The organism is Streptomyces sp. G5(2025) (assembly GCF_049542075.1).
GTDB lineage: Bacteria > Actinomycetota > Actinomycetes > Streptomycetales > Streptomycetaceae > Streptomyces.
Genome location: NZ_JBMUZT010000006.1, coordinates 1,354,019 through 1,372,248 on the forward strand (window position 1 = coordinate 1,354,019; position 18,230 = coordinate 1,372,248).

At 70.6% G+C, this 18,230-nt stretch carries 12 protein-coding genes and 1 pseudogene; 9 read left to right on the forward strand and 4 right to left on the reverse strand.

The window, feature by feature from the left end; translation table 11 throughout:
* Window positions 1-51: 51 nt before the first annotated feature.
* From ACOBQB_RS16975 to metH, 3 genes are all read right to left on the reverse strand, one after another.
* A complete protein-coding gene (locus ACOBQB_RS16975; RefSeq protein WP_423592682.1) occupies window positions 52-1,659 on the reverse strand; it encodes an ABC transporter substrate-binding protein in 1,608 nt (535 codons plus the stop codon).
* Between the two features lie 340 nt (window positions 1,660-1,999).
* On the reverse strand, window positions 2,000-2,734 hold the full coding sequence (locus tag ACOBQB_RS16980) for an HAD family hydrolase (protein WP_423592684.1): 735 nt from the start codon (window positions 2,732-2,734) through the stop codon (window positions 2,000-2,002).
* Between the two features lie 112 nt (window positions 2,735-2,846).
* On the reverse strand, window positions 2,847-6,389 hold the full coding sequence (gene metH, locus ACOBQB_RS16985; RefSeq protein ID WP_423592685.1) for a methionine synthase: 3,543 nt from the start codon (window positions 6,387-6,389) through the stop codon (window positions 2,847-2,849).
* A gap of 274 nt (window positions 6,390-6,663) precedes the next feature.
* Between metH and ACOBQB_RS16990 the strand changes: the two genes are divergently transcribed.
* The 7 genes from ACOBQB_RS16990 (at window position 6,664) to mtnB (ending at window position 13,969) form a co-directional block, all read left to right on the forward strand.
* Window positions 6,664-7,428 (forward strand): IclR family transcriptional regulator, encoded by a 765-nt coding sequence (locus ACOBQB_RS16990; protein ID WP_423592687.1) that lies wholly within the window; start codon window positions 6,664-6,666, stop codon window positions 7,426-7,428.
* Window positions 7,429-7,740: 312 nt separating this feature from the next.
* Window positions 7,741-8,532, forward strand: coding sequence for an MIP/aquaporin family protein (locus tag ACOBQB_RS16995; protein ID WP_423592689.1), 792 nt, complete (start codon window positions 7,741-7,743; stop codon window positions 8,530-8,532).
* 111 nt (window positions 8,533-8,643) lie between these two features.
* The gene (gene glpK / locus ACOBQB_RS17000) at window positions 8,644-10,206 is read left to right on the forward strand and encodes a glycerol kinase GlpK (protein WP_423592691.1); all 1,563 of its coding nucleotides are present in this window, start codon (window positions 8,644-8,646) and stop codon (window positions 10,204-10,206) included.
* 4 nt (window positions 10,207-10,210) lie between these two features.
* On the forward strand, window positions 10,211-11,821 hold the full coding sequence (locus ACOBQB_RS17005) for an FAD-dependent oxidoreductase (protein WP_423592693.1): 1,611 nt from the start codon (window positions 10,211-10,213) through the stop codon (window positions 11,819-11,821).
* A 150-nt stretch (window positions 11,822-11,971) separates the two neighbouring features.
* Window positions 11,972-12,556, forward strand: a complete 585-nt coding sequence (locus ACOBQB_RS17010; protein WP_423592695.1) for a 1,2-dihydroxy-3-keto-5-methylthiopentene dioxygenase — start codon at window positions 11,972-11,974, stop codon at window positions 12,554-12,556.
* Entirely contained in the window at window positions 12,553-13,290 is a 738-nt protein-coding gene (mtnC, locus tag ACOBQB_RS17015; RefSeq protein ID WP_423592696.1) for an acireductone synthase, read from the forward strand. The genes ACOBQB_RS17010 and mtnC overlap by 4 nt, the downstream gene beginning before the upstream one ends.
* Window positions 13,291-13,354: 64 nt before the next feature.
* A complete protein-coding gene (gene mtnB / locus ACOBQB_RS17020) occupies window positions 13,355-13,969 on the forward strand; it encodes a methylthioribulose 1-phosphate dehydratase (RefSeq protein ID WP_423592697.1) in 615 nt (204 codons plus the stop codon).
* 75 nt (window positions 13,970-14,044) lie between these two features.
* Here the strand turns inward: mtnB and mtnA are convergent, their stop codons facing one another.
* Window positions 14,045-15,103: an S-methyl-5-thioribose-1-phosphate isomerase gene (gene mtnA / locus ACOBQB_RS17025; RefSeq protein WP_423592698.1), complete on the reverse strand. Its 1,059-nt coding sequence runs from the start codon at window positions 15,101-15,103 to the stop codon at window positions 14,045-14,047.
* 346 nt (window positions 15,104-15,449) lie between these two features.
* On the opposite strand from mtnA, the gene ACOBQB_RS17030 reads away from it, so the two are divergent.
* Window positions 15,450-16,508, forward strand: coding sequence for a BMP family ABC transporter substrate-binding protein (locus ACOBQB_RS17030; RefSeq protein WP_423598538.1), 1,059 nt, complete (start codon window positions 15,450-15,452; stop codon window positions 16,506-16,508).
* Window positions 16,492-17,997: pseudogene (locus ACOBQB_RS17035) on the forward strand (ABC transporter ATP-binding protein); the annotation flags it as partial. The gene ACOBQB_RS17030 and the pseudogene ACOBQB_RS17035, both read left to right, overlap by 17 nt.
* Window positions 17,998-18,230: the final 233 nt, after the last annotated feature.

The following is an 18,230-nucleotide window of genomic DNA, read 5'->3' on the forward strand; positions in this document are numbered from 1 at the left end:
AGTTGTCGAGGTCGTTCGGTGGAACCTGTGGGGGGAGGCTGAGGGGCGGTGTCAGCCGCTCACGCCGCGGCCCAGTTCCCACAGCTGGAGGTTGGACGAGGAGTTGAGGGCCCACTGCGCGCCCGTGATGTCGTCGCGCGCGGCGATGTACTGCTTGCCCTGCCACAGCGGGAGCACCGGGACATCCTCGGCGACGATGTCCTGGATCCTGCGGATGCTCTTGGAGGCGGCCAGCCGGTCGGCCTCGCGGCGCGAGGTGGGGATCAGCTGGTCGTTGATGTCGCGGTTGACATACGGCGAGCCGAGGAAGTTGTCCTTGTCGAGGAAGGGCGCGAGGAAGTTGTCGGCGTCGGGGAAGTCGGGGAACCAGCCCATGCCGTACACGTCGTACTTGCCGTCGCGCTCGGCCGCGCGGAACGTGCTCCAGGGCGTGCCCTTGATCGAGACGTCGAAGAGGCCGGAGTCGTTCAGCTGCTTCTTCAGCAGCTCGAACTCCTTCTTCGTGCCCGGACCGTAGTGGTCGGTGGTGTAGTGCAGCGTGAGCTTCACCGGCGTGGAGATGTTCGCCTTGTCGAGCAGCGAACGGGCCTTGGCCGGGCTCGGGTTGCCGTACTTGTTGAAGAACGAGTTGGCGTGGCCCGTGATGGTGGAGGGCACCAGCGAGAACAGCGGGTCGGCCGTCGAGCCGTACACCGAAGAGGCCAGCGCGCCACGGTCGATGAGCTGTGCCATCGCCTGGCGCACGGCCTTGTTCTTGACCGTCCGGGCCTCGGTGTTGAAGGCGAGGTAGCGGATCTCCAGACCCTGCATCTCGACCAGGTCGATCTTCCCGTCCGAGGAGTTGTCGAGCTCCTTGACCTGCTGGGGCGACATGGTGCGCGTCATCAGGTCGATGTCGCCATCCTTGAGCGCCTTGCCCATGGCCGCGGTGTCCGCGAAGTTGCGCAGCTCCACCTTGTCGCTGTGCGGCTCGAACTGGCCTTTGTACTTGGGGTTCTTGGTGAACACCGTCTTGACCAGGCGGTCGTCCTTGACCTCCTGCTCCGCCGTGTACGGCCCGGAGCCGGAGACCTCGAAGCCCTCGCGCAGCTTGTTCTTGCTGTAGTGGTCCTTGCTGATGATGCCGGCGGTGGGTGTGGCCAGCTTGTACGGGAACGTCGCGTCGGGGGTTTTGAGGTGGAAGACGACCTCGCGGTCGCCCTGCGTCTCGATCTCCTCGACGTTCGCCACCAGAGCGTCGGAACCACTGGGGTCCTTGATCTTGATGTCGCGTACGCGTTCGATGGAGAACTTCACGTCGGCGGCTGTGAGCGGCTTGCCGTCGGAGAACGTCAGGCCCTTGCGCAGGGTGCAGGCGTAGCGCTCGTTGCCCGTGTCGGTGAAGCGGCAGCTCTCGGCGGCTTCCGGCTGCGGATCGCCGCCGCCGCGAGGCATCGCCATCAGCGTCTGGACGGTCTGCCGCAGCAGGTTCCAGGAACCGGCGTCGTAGGCGTACGCCGGGTCGAAGGGTGCCGGGACCTCCTCGGAGATGGCGAACGCGTCCGTGGTGCCGACAGTGATCGCGTCGTCGCCGTCTCCGCTGCCCGAACCACCGCAAGCGGCGAGAGCGGGGGCGAGCAGACCTATGACAGCCGGCAGCACCAAAGTCTTGCGGTTCATGCTCGACGTTCTCCAGAGCTCTTGGATCCCGTGGGTCCCGCAACGCGGGGTGTGGGTTGACGGGGGGCACGGGGGGTGGGGCGATGTTCTCGCGACGACATTAGTCCGCACCACTTGACCAGTTGTTGAGGTGGGAGCCGAGCCCTCATCACACAGTGAAACCGGGCGTGGACGCACCGATAACCCGACACCGGAAGGATTCGTGCACGCTCCCACCAAACGGGACCAAACGTCACGCCCTCAGGGGCCCCGGAAGGGGTCACTGCACACACCGGCCCCACTGTCGACCCCCGCCGGAGTGGGAAACGTCACACGCCGGATCGGGCACCGGCCGGAGCTGTCACAGGGTCATGAGCCCTTGCAGGAAAGGAAGGTTGACGTGTTCGAGGGAGGGGACGACGGTGCGTCCCGCGGCCTGCGGGATGGGCGCGACCGACGGCACGGCGACCACGCGGCAGCCGGCGGCCTCCGCGGCGGCGACCCCGGTGGCGGTGTCCTCGATGACGGCGCATCGGGTGGGTTCGGCGCCGATGCCCGCCGCCGCCAGGAGGTAGGGGTCCGGGTGGGGCTTGGTGCGGGGCACCTCGTCGCCGGCGATGGTGAGTTCGAAGTGGTGGGCGCCGATCGAGTCCAGGACGCGGTCGATGATGCGCCGGTGCGAGGCGGAGACCAGGGCCATCGGGACGTCGTGCGCGGCGAGTTCGGCCAGCAGGCTCGCGGCGCCCGGCATCAGCGGCAGGGAGCGGGAGATGCGCTCCTCGAAGCCGTCGTTGAGCAGCACCGTCAGCTCGTCGACGGTGATGTCGGCGCCCGTGGAGTCGATGAGGAAGCCGGCGCTGCGCGTCATCGGACCGCCGACGACGATGTCGCGCCAGGCCTCGTCGAGGGTGTGGCCGAGGCGTGCGAAGACCTCGACCTCCGCGTCCCACCAGAAGCCCTCGGTGTCCACGAGCGTGCCGTCCATGTCGAGCAGGACGCCTTGCAGCGTGGCCCCCTCGACACGGGGGGCCGGTGCCTGGGTGGCGGGGCCGAGGGAGTGGAGAGGGGTGCCGAGCGCCGGAACCGTACTGGTCATGCGACCACACCTTCCATGAGGCTTCCATGAGGGACGAGAAGGCCGGCTGCCCGCTTGTGACGACGAGGCAGCCGGCCTGCACTGGACCGACCAGTGTACGACTGAGCTCGGATCAGCGCGCGTTGAAGTACTTCGCCTCCGGGTGGTGGATGACGATCGCGTCCGTGGACTGCTCCGGGTGGAGCTGGAACTCCTCGGAGAGGTGGACGCCGATCCGCTCCGGCTGGAGGAGGTCGGCGATCTTGGCGCGGTCCTCCAGGTCGGGGCAGGCGCCGTAGCCGAGCGAGAAGCGGGCGCCGCGGTACTTCAGGTCGAACATGTCCGTCACGTCGGTGGGGTCCTCGCCGCCGAAGCCGAGCTCGGCGCGGACCCGGGCGTGCCAGTACTCGGCGAGCGCCTCGGCCAACTGCACGGACAGGCCGTGCAGTTCGAGGTAGTCGCGGTAGGAGTCGGCGGCGAACAGCTCGGCGGTGGCCTCGCCGATCTTCGAGCCGACGGTGACGACCTGGAGGCCGACGACGTCGGTCTCGCCGGACTCCTCGGGGCGGAAGAAGTCCGCGAGGCACAGGCGGCGGCCGCGGCGCTGGCGCGGGAAGGTGAAGCGGGTGCGCTCCGAGCCGTCGTCGTTCAGGATGATGAGGTCGTCGCCCTTGGACACGCACGGGAAGTAGCCGTGCACGACGGCCGCCTCCAGCAGGTTCTTGGTGTGCAGCTCGTCCAGCCAGCCGCGCAGCCGCGGCCGTCCCTCGGTCTCGACGAGTTCCTCGTACGAGGGCCCGTCGCCGGTGCGTGCCTGCTTCAGGCCCCACTGGCCCTTGAAGAGAGCGCCTTCGTCGAGCCAGGAGGCGTACTCCTTGAGCTGGATGCCCTTGACGACGCGGGTGCCCCAGAACGGCGGGGTGGGCACGGGGTTGTCGGTGGCGACGTCCGAACGGGCGGGGCCTTCCGCCTCGTCGGCCTCCAGGACCGCGGCGGTGGCCTTGGTGGGGACGCGGCGCTGCTTGAGCTCGGGCAGGGTCGCGCCGGGCACGCCGCGCTTGACCGCGATGAGGGCGTCCATCAGGCGCAGGCCCTCGAAGGCGTCGCGGGCGTAGCGGACCTCGCCCTCGTAGATCTCGTGCAGGTCCTGCTCGACGTAGGCACGGGTGAGGGCGGCGCCGCCGAGGATGACCGGGTAGTCGGCGGACATGCCGCGCTGGTTCAGCTCCTCCAGGTTCTCCTTCATGATCACGGTGGACTTGACCAGGAGGCCGGACATGCCGATGACGTCGGCCTTGTGCTCCTCGGCGGCGTCCAGGATCGCGGCGACGGGCTGCTTGATGCCGAGGTTGACGACGTTGTAGCCGTTGTTGGAGAGGATGATGTCGACGAGGTTCTTGCCGATGTCGTGCACGTCGCCGCGGACGGTGGCGAGGACGATGGTGCCCTTGCCCTCCTCTTCGCCCTCGACCTTCTCCATGTACGGCTCCAGGTAGGCGACCGCGGTCTTCATGACCTCGGCGGACTGGAGCACGAAGGGCAGCTGCATCTGGCCGGAGCCGAAGAGCTCGCCGACGACCTTCATGCCCTCCAGGAGGGTGTTGTTGACGATGTCGAGGGCGGGCGTGTCCGTCAGCGCCTCGTCGAGGTCGGCCTCCAGGCCGTTCTTCTCACCGTCGATGATGCGGCGCTGGAGGCGCTCGTCCAGCGGCAGGGCGAGGAGTTCCTCGGCCTTGCCGGCCTTCATCGACTTCATGTTGACGCCCTCGAAGAGCTCCATGAGCTTCTGGAGGGGGTCGTAGCCCTCGGCGCGGCGGTCGTAGATGAGGTCGAGCGCGGTGGTGACCTGCTCGTCGTCGAAGCGCGCGATCGGCAGGATCTTGGAGGCGTGCACGATCGCGGAGTCCAGGCCCGCCTTGACGCACTCGTCCAGGAAGACGGAGTTCAGCAGGACGCGGGCGGCGGGGTTGAGGCCGAAGGAGATGTTGGACAGGCCGAGCGTGGTCTGCACGTCGGGGTGGCGCCGCTTGAGCTCGCGGATGGCCTCGATGGTGTGGACGCCGTCCTTGCGGGACTCCTCCTGACCGGTGCAGATGGTGAAGGTCAGCGTGTCGATGAGGATGTCCGACTCGTGGATGCCCCAGTTGCCGGTCAGGTCCTCGATGAGGCGCTCGGCGACGGCGACCTTGTGCTCGACGGTGCGGGCCTGGCCCTCCTCGTCGATGGTCAGCGCGATCAGCGCGGCGCCGTGCTCCTTGGCGAGGGCGGTGACCTTCGCGAAGCGGGACTCGGGGCCGTCACCGTCCTCGTAGTTGACGGAGTTGATGACGGCGCGCCCGCCGAGCTTCTCCAGGCCCGCCTGGATGACGGGGAGTTCGGTGGAGTCCAGGACGATGGGCAGGGTGGAGGCGGTGGCGAAGCGGCCGGCCAGCTCCGCCATGTCCTTGACGCCGTCGCGGCCCACGTAGTCGACGCAGAGGTCGAGCATGTGCGCGCCCTCGCGGATCTGGTCGCGGGCCATCTCCACGCAGTCGTCCCAGCGGCCCTCCAGCATGGCCTCGCGGAACTTCTTCGAGCCGTTGGCGTTCGTCCGCTCGCCGATCGCCATGTACGCGGTGTCCTGGCGGAAGGGCACCGTCTGGTACAGCGACGCGGCGCCCGGCTCGGGCCGCGGGTCGCGGGCCGGGGTCTGCATGCCGCGTACGCGCTCGACGACCTGGCGCAGGTGCTCCGGGGTGGTGCCGCAGCAGCCGCCGACCAGGGAGAGGCCGTACTCGCGTACGAAGGTCTCCTGGGCGTCGGCGAGCTCGGGCGCCGACAGGGGGTAGTGGGCGCCGTTCTTGCCGAGGACGGGCAGGCCGGCGTTGGGCATGCAGGAGATCGGGACGCGCGAGTGGCGGGCCAGATAGCGCAGGTGCTCGCTCATCTCGGCGGGGCCGGTGGCGCAGTTCAGGCCGATCATGTCGATGCCGAGCGGCTCCAGGGCCGTCAGGGCGGCGCCGATCTCGGAGCCGAGCAGCATGGTGCCGGTGGTCTCGACGGTGACCGAGCAGATCACCGGGAGGTTCGCGCCGGTGGCGTCCAGGGCGCGGCGGGCGCCGAGGATGGCGGCCTTGGTCTGCAGGAGGTCCTGGGTGGTCTCCACCAGGAGCGCGTCGGCGCCGCCGGCGATCATGCCTTCGGCGTTCTGCTGGTAGGCGTCGCGCAGGGCGGTGTAGGGGGCGTGGCCGAGGGTGGGGAGCTTGGTGCCGGGGCCCATGGAGCCGAGGACCCAGCGCTGCTGCCCGGTCTTGTCGGTGTACTCGTCGGCGACCTCGCGGGCGATGCGGGCGCCGGCCTCGGAGAGCTCGAAGACGCGCTCGGGGATGTCGTACTCGCCGAGGGCCGCGAGGTTCGCGCCGAAGGTGTTGGTCTCCACGCAGTCGACGCCGACCGCGAAGTACTCCTCGTGGACGGAGCGCACGATGTCGGGGCGGGTGACGTTCAGGACTTCGTTGCACCCCTCCAGGTTCTGGAAGTCCTCCATGGTCGGGTCCTGCGCCTGGAGCATCGTGCCCATCGCGCCGTCGGCCACGACCACGCGGGTGGCGAGGGCCTCACGGAAGGCGTCGGTCCGCGCCCTGCTCTCGGACGAGACGGTCGTGGACTGCGAGGACGGGGTTGGCGACGAGGCCATGAAAGAGCTCCCTGGAGTGCGACGGCTGTCGGCTTTGCGCCTTCTGTTGGAGGGCGCACTCGGCCAGCGTAGCCGGGACCAAGGTCCTGTGGGGAAGGCGTCCACGGGGCGGACGGGAGTCGACGTGCTCCCCGGGCCTGGCTCGTACAGGTGCTTGACAGGGGAAAGGGGAGCGACACAGGCTCCCCGGGCGTTAGCGGGAGGTCGACAACGACCGATAGTGTTCAGCATTGTCGAACGTGCAGGGTGCGAGGGAACGGAGGTCGGGGCTGCGATGGCACGCAACATCCAGTCGCTCGAAAGGGCCGCGGCGATGCTGCGGCTGCTCGCGGGCGGCGAGCGACGGCTCGGCCTCTCGGAGATCGCCTCGGCGCTCGATCTGGCCAAGGGTACGGCCCACGGCATCCTGCGCACCCTCCAGGCGGAGGGCTTCGTCGAGCAGGACTCCGCGTCGGGCCGCTACCAGCTGGGCGCCGAACTGCTGCGCCTCGGCAACAGCTACCTGGACGTGCACGAGCTGCGGGCCCGCGCCCTGGTGTGGACCGACGACCTGGCCCGCTCCAGCGGCGAGAGCGTCCACCTCGGCGTGCTGCACCAGCGGGGCGTGCTCATCGTCCACCACGTCTTCCGGCCCGACGACAGCCGCCAGGTCCTGGAGGTCGGGGCCATGCAGCCACTGCACTCCACGGCCCTCGGCAAGGTCCTGTCGGCCTACGACCCGGTCGCGCACAACGAAGCCGTCGAGGTCGAGCGCGAGGCCTTCACCGTGCGCACCGTGACCGACCCCGAGGGGTTCGAGGGCGTCCTTGACCTCACGCGCGCGCGTGGGTACGCCGCGGACGTCGAGGAGACCTGGGAGGGCATCGCGTCCGTCGCCGCGCCCATCCACGACCGGCGCCGCATGCCGGTCGGCGCGGTCGGCGTCACCGGCGCCGTGGAGCGCGTCTGCAAGGACGGGGAGCTGCGCCCCGAGCTGATCGCCGCCGTACGGGACTGCGCGCGCGCCGTCTCCCGGGACCTGGGCGCCGGGCGCTTCTGAGCCGCCCCGAGGGCGCCTACGAACCCTTCCTGCCGGCCCCGCCGAGCCGCCGCCGAGCCGCCGTCGAGCTGCGGAATCATCGATAACGCGAAACGATCAATAACGATCGTGTTTTCAATAACAGAACTCTTGACGAGCAAGTAACCCCGGGGTGAGACTCGCGTCCATCGGTCGGCATTGTCGAACACCTACCGGCATTACGCGCTAGAGTGTGACAAGGCCAAGGGCCGGCAACGACCTCACCTGAGGTCGCGGACCACCGGAGGGACCCGGGGTCCGCCTTCCCCTGGACGAAGGACAAAGGAGTCGCGGGTGTCCAGCTCCGACATCTTCATCGGCGAGACCATCGGTACCGCCGTGCTCATCCTGCTGGGTGGCGGCGTGTGCGCCGCCGTCACGCTCAAGCGCTCAAAGGCCAAGGACGCCGGCTGGCTCGCGATCACCTTCGGGTGGGGCTTCGCCGTACTGACCGGTGCCTACCTCGCGGGCGGCGTCTCCGGCGCCCACCTCAACCCGGCGGTCACGCTCGGCCTCGCCATCGAGGGCGGCACCAAGTGGAGCGACGTTCCGCTCTACCTGGCCTCGCAGCTCCTCGGTGCCATGATCGGTGCCGTCCTGGTGTGGGTCACGTACCTGGGCCAGTTCAAGGCCCACCTGACCGACCCCGAGATCCTCGCCGCGCAGCCCGCCGAAGAGGGCATGGTCGACCAGAAGGCCGCCCCCGCCGCCGGTCCGGTGCTCGGCGTCTTCTCCACCGGTCCCGAGATCCGGAACTACGTCCAGAACGTGCTGACCGAGATCATCGCCACGGTCGTCCTGGTCCTCGCCATCCTCACGCAGGGCCTGAACGACGGCGGCAACGGCCTCGGTGTCCTCGGCGCCCTCATCACCGCCCTCGTCGTGGTCGGCATCGGCCTCTCGCTCGGCGGCCCCACGGGCTACGCCATCAACCCGGTCCGTGACCTCGGTCCCCGCATCGTCCACTCGGTGCTCCCGCTGCCGAACAAGGGCAGCTCGGACTGGTCGTACGCCTGGGTGCCGATCGTCGGTCCGCTGATCGGCGGCGCCATCGCCGGCGGTCTCTACAACGTCGCCTTCAAGTAGGCGTTGGCATGGGCGTTCAAGTAGACCCGCGACAGCGACCGATGACCGCTTAAGACGGATGACCGCCGCAGACGCTTGAGAGCCGTCAGCAAAGAACTTCTGGAGCACACCGTGACCGACGCACACACCGCAGGCACTCCTTCCCACGCGGGGCCGTTCATTGCGGCCATCGACCAGGGCACCACCTCTAGCCGCTGCATCGTCTTCGACAAGGACGGCCGGATCGTCTCCGTCGACCAGAAGGAGCACGAGCAGATCTTCCCGAAGCCGGGCTGGGTCGAGCACGACGCCACCGAGATCTGGACCAACGTCCAGGAGGTCGTCGCCGGGGCCGTCGCCAAGGCCGGGATCACCCGCGACGACATCAAGGCGATCGGCATCACCAACCAGCGTGAGACCACGCTGCTGTGGGACAAGAACACCGGCGAGCCGGTGCACAACGCCATCGTCTGGCAGGACACCCGCACCGACGCGCTCTGCCGGGAGCTGGCGCGCAACGTCGGCAAGGACCGCTTCCGCCGCGAGACCGGCCTGCCGCTGGCCTCCTACTTCGCCGGGCCGAAGGCCCGCTGGCTGCTCGACAACGTCGAGGGCCTGCGCGAGCGCGCCGAGGCGGGCGACATCCTCTTCGGCACCATGGACTCCTGGGTCATCTGGAACCTCACCGGCGGCGTCGACGGCGGCAGGCACGTCACCGACGTCACCAACGCCTCCCGCACGATGCTGATGAACCTCCACAAGATGGAGTGGGACGAGCGCATCTGCGAGTCCATCGGCGTCCCGAAGCAGATGCTGCCCGAGATCCGCTCCTCCGCCGAGGTCTACGGCGAGGTCACCGGCGGACAGCTCGGCGACCTGCTCGGCGGCATCCCCGTCGCCTCCGCGCTCGGCGACCAGCAGGCGGCCCTCTTCGGCCAGACCTGCTTCGCCGAGGGCGAGGCCAAGTCCACGTACGGCACCGGCACCTTCATGCTGATGAACACCGGTGACAAGGCCATCAACTCCTACTCCGGGCTGCTGACCACCGTCGGCTACCAGATCGGCGACCAGAAGCCGGTCTACGCCCTGGAGGGCTCCATCGCGGTCACCGGTTCGCTGGTGCAGTGGATGCGCGACCAGATGGGCCTGATCAACTCCGCCGCCGAGATCGAGACGCTCGCGTCGTCGGTCGAGGACAATGGCGGCGCCTACTTCGTACCGGCCTTCTCCGGTCTGTTCGCCCCGTACTGGCGCTCCGACGCCCGCGGTGTGATCGCCGGCCTGACCCGGTACGTCACCAAGGCGCACATCGCGCGCGCCGTCCTGGAGGCCACGGCCTGGCAGACCCGGGAGATCACCGACGCCATGACGAAGGACTCCGGCGTCGAACTCGCGGCCCTGAAGGTCGACGGCGGCATGACCTCCAACAACCTGCTGATGCAGACCCTCTCGGACTTCCTCGACGCGCCCGTGGTGCGCCCGATGGTGGCCGAGACGACCTGCCTCGGTGCCGCCTACGCCGCCGGTCTCGCCGTCGGCTTCTGGTCCTCGACCGACGAGCTGCGCGCCAACTGGCGGCGGGCCGCCGAATGGACCCCGAACATGGACGCGGGCACCCGCGACCGTGAGTACAAGAGCTGGCTCAAGGCCGTGGAACGGTCGATGGGCTGGCTCGATGAGAGTGGCGAGGAGTAAGACAATGACCACCCTGCAGAGCGTCCCTGCCCTCGGGACGCATCCGGCTGCCGGCCTCAACCCGAGCCGCGCCGAGACCCGGGAGCAGCTTTCCAAGGCGACGTACGACCTCCTGGTGATCGGCGGCGGAATCCTGGGCATCTCCACCGCCTGGCATGCCGCGCAGTCGGGACTGCGGGTGGCCCTGGTGGACGCCGGTGACTTCGCCGGCGCCACCTCCTCCGCCTCCTCCAAGCTGCTCCACGGCGGTCTGCGCTACCTGCAGACCGGCGCGGTGAAGCTGGTGGCGGAGAACCACTTCGAGCGTCGCGCGGTCTCCCGTCAGGTGGCCCCCCACCTGGCGAACCCGCTCACCTTCTACCTGCCGGTCTACAAGGGCGGCCCGCACGGCGCCGCCAAGCTGGGCGCGGGCGTCTTCGCGTACAGCGCGCTGTCCGCGTTCGGTGACGGCGTCGGCCACCTGCTGTCGCCGTCGAAGGCCGCACAGGACGTGCCGGAGCTGCGCACGGACAACCTCAAGGCCGTCGCGGTCTACGGCGACGACCAGATGAACGACTCCCGCATGGCCCTGATGACGGTCCGCGCGGCCGTCGAGGCCGGTGCCGCCGTCCTCAACCACGCCGAGGTCACCGGCCTGCGCTTCACCAACGGCCGGGTCACGGGCGCGGAGCTCAAGGACCGCATGAGCGGAGACGAGTTCGGGGTGAACGCGCGGCTCGTGCTGAACGCCACCGGCCCGTGGGTCGACCACCTGCGCAAGATGGAGAACCCGGACGCGGCGCCCTCCATCCGCCTCTCCAAGGGCGCGCACCTGGTCCTCAAGCGCACCGCCCCGTGGAAGGCCGCGCTGGCGACCCCGATCGACAAGTACCGCATCACGTTCGCCCTCCCCTGGGAGGACATGCTGCTGCTGGGCACCACGGACGAGGAGTTCGAGGGCGACCCGGCGGATGTGAAGGTGACCGAGGCGGACACCGCGCAGATCCTGGACGAGGCCGCGTTCTCCATCCGCGACCAGCAGCTGTCGCGCGACCTGATCACGTACTCCTTCGCGGGTCTGCGCGTGCTGCCCGGTGGTCCCGGCGACACGTCCAAGGCCAAGCGCGAGACGGTCGTCACCGAGGGCCGCGGCGGCATGCTGTCGGTCGCGGGCGGCAAGTGGACGACCTTCCGGCACATCGGCCGTACGGTGATGAAGAAGCTGGAGTCGCTGCCGGGGCACCCGCTCGGCGACGACTACGAGCCGATCTCCGAGCTGCCGAAGAAGCTGCCGCTGCCGGGCATCGCCAACCCGCGTGCCGTCGCCCACCGCCTGCTGGTGGACGGTCCGGCGCCCGGCCCGCGCATGGCCGCCGACACCGCCAAGCACCTGGCGACGCACTACGGTTCGCTCTCCTTCGACATCGCGCGCCTGGCGAACGAGAACCCGGAGCTGGCCGAGCGCGTCCACCCGGACGCCCCGGAGATCTGGGCGCAGGTCGTCTACGCCCGCGACAACGAGTGGGCCGAGACGGCGGACGACGTGCTGCGCCGCCGTACGACCCTGACGATCCGCGGCCTGGCCACGGACGAGGTGCGGGGCAAGGTCGAGGATCTGCTGGGCAAGAAGGCCTGACGGACCATCGGCAGTACGTAGTCACGTAGTAAGGGGCGGCTTCCATGGAGGCCGCCCCTTACGCGTCCACGCACTGGGACACCCTGTGGCGGGTCCGGGCCGGGAGCTACGATCCCGGAAACACCCGTCCGACCTGCCCTGGAGTGACTCATGACTCTCCTGACGACCTGGCCGGAGGCCGGGCCCGACACCGTCGTCCGCCGTACCTCGGACCCGGCCGAGATCGCCGCCGCCCTCGCACCGATAGGCGTGCGGTTCGAACAGTGGCCGGTGCGCGAGGACGTGCCGGCCGACGCGGACAGCGACACGGTCTTCGCCGCGTACCGCACGGAGATCGACAAGCTCAACGCCGAAGAGGGCTTCCAGACGGTCGACGTGGTGGCGCTGCATCCCGATGGATCTCCTGAGTGGCCCGCGAAGGCGGCCGCCGCCCGCCAGAAGTTCCTGGCCGAGCACACGCACGACGACGATGACGAGGTCCGCTTCTTCGTCGCGGGCGCGGGCATCTTCTACCTCCACGTGAGCGGCGAAGTGCACGCCGTCTACTGCGAGAAGGGCGACCTGCTCGGCGTGCCGCGCGGCACCACGCACTGGTTCGACATGGGCACCTCCCCCGCCTTCACCGCGATCCGCTTCTTCCACGAGGAGGACGGCTGGATCGGCAACTTCACGGGCAGCCCGATCGCGGACCGCTTCCCCGACTTCGACGAGATCCACGCGGGGTACGCGGCGTGAGCGTTCCGCATGCCCCGGATCTGCGGTTCGACGTGGACGCCGTGGTGCTCGACATCGAGGGCACCACGAGCGCCACCGGGTTCGTGGTGGACGTCCTGTACCCGTACGCGCGCGAGCGGTTCGGCGCGCTGCTCGCCGCGCGGGGCGAGGAGCCGGAGGTCGCGCGGGCCGTCGCCCAGGTGCGGGCCGAGATCGGCGAGGCCGACGCCGACGCCGGCCGGATCGAGAACGTCCTCGGCGAGTGGATCGACGAGGACCGCAAGGCCACGCCCCTCAAGGCGCTCCAGGGCATCCTCTGGGCGGAGGGCTTCGCGCGCGGCGAGCTGGTCTCCCACTTCTACCCCGATGTCCTTCCGGTCCTGCGGCGCTGGCACGCGGACGGGCTGCGACTGTACGTGTACTCGTCGGGCTCGGTGGCGGCGCAGCGGGCGTGGTTCGCGCACTCGCCCGAGGGTGATCTGCTGGGGCTCGTCAGCGGGCTGTACGACACCGTGAACGCCGGGCCCAAGCAGGAGCCGGACTCCTACCGGGCCATCGCCGCGGACACCGGTGACGCCCCCGGGCGCCTGCTCTTCCTCTCCGACCGGCCCGGCGAGCTGGACGCGGCGCGGGCCGCGGGCTGGCGGGCGGCCGGTGTGCGCCGGGCCGGGGAGCCGTATGCCGCCGCGGAGTTCGGTGATCACCCCGAGGCCTCGGCTTTCTCCGACATCACCTTTTCCGCGAGCAGTTCATGACGAGGAGCAGTTCCTCACGAGGAGCAGTTCATGACGAGGAGCAGTTCATGACGAGGAGCAGTTCATGACCGAGACCACCCCCGCCGCCGCCCTGGACGTGGAGGAGGCCGGCGCCGTGCTGGCCGCCGAGGCCGCGCGGTTCGCGTCGTTCGGCTGGATGCGGGGCACGTCCGGGAATCTGTCCCTGGTGCTCTCGCGGGAGCCGCTGCGGCTCGCGGTCACGGCGAGCGGACGGGACAAGGGCGAACTGACGCCGTCCGACGTGGTGGTGACGGACGGGGGCGGTGCGGCCGTCGGACCGGGCCGCCCCTCGGCGGAGGCGGCCCTGCACGCGCGCGTGGTGCGGCTCACCGGCGCGGGCGCCGTGGTGCATGTGCACACGGTCGCCTCGGTGGTCATGGGGCAGCGCTCCCCCGGCGGTATCCCCTTCGAGGGCCTGGAGATGCTGAAGGGGCTCGGGCATCCGACGCACGAGGTGTCCGTGACTCTGCCGGTGATCGCCAACAGCCAGGACATGACCGAGCTGGGCGACCGCCTGGAGGCCGCCCTGCGGCCGGGGATGCCGGCGGTGGTCGTGGCCGGACACGGCATCTACGTGTGGGGCGCGGACCCCCGGGAGGCACGGCACCGGGCCGAGGTCGTGGAGTGGCTCCTGGAGCTGGAGCTGGCGCGGGGCTGAGTACCGGGCGGACCGAGTACCGGGCGGACCGCGAGTACCGGGCGGACCGAGTACCGGGCGGGGGAGGTTCGGGCGTTACCTGAGACGGGTGCCCGGCAGCTCCCCCGCCGCCACCTCCAGTACGCCCCGCTCCGTCACCAGTGCCGTCACCAGCGAGCCGGGCGTCACGTCGAAGGCGGGGTTGTGGCCGCGCGAGGCCGCCGGGGCGGTGCGGACGCCGGACCACTCCAACACCTCGTCCTCGCCGCGCAGTTCGATGGGGATGTCGGCGCCCGAGGCCGTGCCGAGGTCCACCGTCGTGGTGGGCGCCGCCACCATGAACGGGATGCCCGCGTGCGCGCACGCCAGGGCGACGGCGACCGTACCGACCTTGTTGGCCGTGTCGCCGTTGGCGGCGATGCGGTCCGCCCCGACGACCGCCGCGTCGACCTCGCCCCGCAGGATCGTGCCGGCCGCGGCGCCGTCGGCCTGGACGTAGTGCGGGATGCCCTCCTGGACGAGTTCCCAGGCGGTCAGCCGCGCGCCCTGGAGCAAGGGGCGGGTCTCGTCGGCGTACACCGCCTCGACGCGGCCCCTGGCGTGGAGTTCGCGGATGACGCCGAGGGCGGTGCCCCAGCCCGCCGTGGCGAGGGCGCCGGTGTTGCAGTGGGTGAGGACGCGCAGGGGGCGGTCCCCCTCGGGGGCGACGCGCTTGAGGAGCCAGTCCGCGCCGTGCGCGCCCATCGCGTGGTTGGCGTCCAGGTCCTCGCGGACGACCGCGTCCGCCTCCGCGAGCACCGCGGCGATGCCCTCGTCGACGCGCGCCGCCACGCGGTCCACGCACACCATGAGGTTCACGGCGGTGGGCCGGGTCGCGCGGACGCGGGCGATCTCGGCGTCCAGGCGGGCGCGGTCCCAGCCCTCGCGCCGCCCCTGCGCCATGGCGAGCGCCACTCCGTACGCGCCCGCCGCGCCGATCGCGGGGGCGCCGCGGACGACGAGGCGCACGATCGCGTCGATCAGCGCGTCGACCGTCGTGACGTCGAGCCGCTCCAGCGTCTGCGGGAGGGCCGTCTGGTCGATCAGGGACACGGACGGGGCGCCGTCCCCCGTGGCGGCCGTCCAGGTCACGGCGCGCAGATCCTGGCTGTTCATGGGCTCAACTCCGAATGAATGGGGCGATTTTGGCCATGGGCTGAGGGGTGCAGTCACCGTACCTGACGTGCGCGAACCACATTTCGAGACGTTCGTGCGACTGTCCGAAACCCGGTGCTACTCTCACCGCCACCCAGGACAGATCGGTCCGATCCACGGTGCGAGGAGGCCAGCCCATGACCGCGACAGTCGCCGCGCCGCGCTGCCCCGCCGTGTCCCGCGGCCACCGCATGTGTGGCTGTCGCCGCTGTTCTCGCTGAGCGACACCGCTCACGCACGTACGACTCTCCTGCCACCGCCCGGGCCGCTCCCGGGCACCTTCACGAAGGCGCGCCCTGTGTCCCTGATGTTCTTGCGTACGCGTACGTCCCTGAGGCTCACCGCCGGTGCCGTCTGTGCCGCGCTCCTCACCACCGGCTGCAACGCCGCCGCCAAGGGCGGGGACTCGGGCGAGGACGGGGGCGGCAGGACGTTCACGCTCGTCACGCCCGACCCGGTCGCCCAGAACGAGTTCCTGAAGCTCGCCGTGACCGGTGTGAAGGCCGCGGCGAAGGCGCACGGCGGCTCGCAGAAGGTCTTCCAGAGCGGCGACAACGACTCGCGCCAGCAGAACGTCGCCTCGGCCGTGGACGCCGCGCCCGACGTCGTCACGCTGGTCGGCTTCGAGTTCGCGGACATCGTGGCGCAGCAGGCCGAGGCGCACCCCGAACAGCAGTTCCTGCTCGTCGACGCGTGCACGAAGAAGACGTACGAGAACGTCACGTGCGCCGTCTTCCGCGAGCACGAGGCGGTGTATCTGGCGGGAGCCGAGGCCGGGCTGCTCACGAAGAGCCGGAAGGTCGGGGCCGTCGACGTGCTCGACACCCCGCAGTTCCGGCGGTACAGCGAGCCGTTCGCGGCGGGCGCGAAGAAGGCGAACCCGAAGGTGAGCGCCCGGACGCTGTTCGTGGGCGGGCAGTCGCCGTTCAACGACGCGGCGCGCGCCAAGGACCAGGCGACGACGCTGCGTTCGGGCGGGGCCGACCAGGTGATGGCGGCCGCGGCCGGCGGCAACACGGGCGTCTTCCAGGCGGCGAAGGGCGCGAACGGCAAGGGGTTCCAGGCGTACGGCGTGGACGCCAACCAGTGCCTGGGCAGCCCCGGCGTGGTCGTCGACAACGTACTGAAGAAGACCGATGTCGCCGTGGAGAAGGGCATCGCGCAGATCCTCGGCGGCAAGGGCGGCACCACGGTGTCGTACGGCCTGAAGGAGGGCGGCATGTCGCTGACCGGATTGGAGCCGGGGGTGGCCGACTCCAAGTGCCTGATCGCGAAGCCCGCCAACAAGGACGTGCTGACGCGCGTCGAGGAGCTGCGTGATGCGATCGTCGCCGGGAAGCTGACCGTCGATGACCCCGCCGCCTGAGGAGACCGGCGGCGCGCCCGCCGTCGAACTGCGGGGCATCACCAAGGAGTTCCCCGGCACGCTCGCCAACGACCGGGTCGACCTGACCGTCCGGCGCGGGGAGATCCACGCGCTGATGGGCGAGAACGGCGCGGGCAAGTCCACGCTGATGTCCGTCCTGTACGGCCTGACGCGGCCGGACGCGGGGCAGATCCTGCTGGACGGGCGCGAGGTGTCCTTCGCGAGCCCGAGCGAGGCGATCGCGGCCGGGCTCGGGATGGTGCACCAGAGCTTCAAGCTCTTTCCCTCCTTCACGGTCGCCGAGAACGTCGTCTTCGCCGCCGAGCCGCGCCGGTTCGCTCTGGTCGACCGCGCCGAGGCGCTGCGGCGGGTCGCGGCGCTCGCCGATGAGCACGGGCTCGCCGTCGATCCGGCGGCGCGGGTCGGGGAGCTGCCGGTCGGTGTGCGCCAGCGCGTGGAGATCCTCAAACTCCTCTACCGGGGCGCCCGTACGCTCATCCTCGACGAGCCCACGGCCGTGCTGACGCCCGCCGAGGCGGACGCGCTCTTCGGCGTGCTGCGCTCCCTCGCGGACGAGGGCCGCACCGTCCTGCTGGTCACGCACAAGCTGCGCGAGGTCATGGAGGGCAGTGACGCGGTGACCGTGCTGCGGGACGGTCGGGTGGCGGCCCGCATGCGGACCGCCGACACGAGCGCGGACGGCATCGCGGCGGCCATGACGGGGCGGGCGGTGGAGCTGGACCGGACGCATCCGGCGGGCTCGCCGGGCGCCGAGGTCCTGTCGGTCTCGGAGCTGACGGCGGACGGGGTGCGGGGCGTCTCGCTCACGGTCCGGTCCGGGGAGATCGTCGGTGTCGCGGGCGTCGCGGGCAACGGCCAGTCGGAGCTGATCGAGGCCGTCACCGGCTTGCGGCCGCTGACGGCGGGGCGTGTCACGCTCGCCGGGCGGGACATCACGGACGCGACGGTGGCGGAACGGCGTGCGGCCGGTCTCGCGTACGTCCCCGAGGACCGCTCGGCGGTCGGCACGGCGCCGGACGCGACGATCGCGGAGAACCTCGCCATGGGCCACCACCGGGGGCACGGCCTGCTCCGCCCGGCCCGGCTGCGGGCGCACGCGCGGGCGCTGGTCGACCGCTTCGGCATCAAGGCGGCGTCGACCGGGCACGCGGCGCGGTCCCTGTCGGGCGGCAACCTGCAAAAGCTCGTCATCGGCCGCGAACTGGCCCACGAATCCCCGCTGTTGATCGTCGAACAGCCCACGCGGGGCGTGGACATCGGCGCCGTACAGACCATCCACGACCAGCTGATCGCCCACCGCGACGCGGGCCACGCGCTCCTGCTGGTCTCGGCGGAGCTGAGCGAGATCCGGGGCCTCGCGGACCGGGTCCTCGTGATGTACGAGGGCGAGGTCGTCGCGGAGTACGCGCGCGCGGAGGCGGACGAGAGGACGCTCGGGCTGGCGATGGCGGGGGCGGGGTCCTGCGCGGGCGCCGAGATCCCGGGGAGCGCCCGGACCTGCCGGACCGACGGGGCACCGGCCCTCGCCGAAGCGCCGCGCGTGCCGCACCAGGTTCCTGGCTCCCACCCGGGCACACCCGCCGAGGCACCGCTCCTGACCGAAGCCACTCCTCACCAGACCCCTGACTCCCGGCCTGCCACACCCGCAGAGGCCACGGGCGGCTCGGACACCCCGACTCCGCCTGACGAACCCGGCGGCCC